At 44.2% G+C, this 303-nt stretch carries 1 protein-coding gene; it reads left to right on the forward strand.

Features of this window, described 5'->3' with window-relative positions; genetic code table 11:
• The coding region (locus RV17_RS13575; RefSeq protein ID WP_169819354.1) for a hypothetical protein at nucleotides 1-303 on the forward strand (303 nt) is incomplete at both ends.

Raw genomic sequence — 303 nt, forward strand, 5'->3', positions numbered from 1 at the left:
GACAAATCTGGGCAGATGTGGTTGAACAAACGATCGAGCTTGGAACATGGTCAGGAGAGATACCTGACGTCTCAAAGATGTTTACCAATGTACGTCTCGAAGATGGATCGGCAATCGATTCTTCTGATTACACGGCGGAGATTACCTCAGTTCCTAGTTTCGATGATATGACGGTCACGGACAAAATTAGTGTGAAAATCACCCGTAAGTCAAATGGTACGGTGACTTATTTACAAGTGCCAATCAAAATGTCGTGGGGAAATACCATTCAGCTTCGAGGGTATGATAATGGGACAAGTGGTG

The organism is Enterococcus thailandicus, from assembly GCF_001886265.1.
Lineage (GTDB): Bacteria > Bacillota > Bacilli > Lactobacillales > Enterococcaceae > Enterococcus_B > Enterococcus_B thailandicus.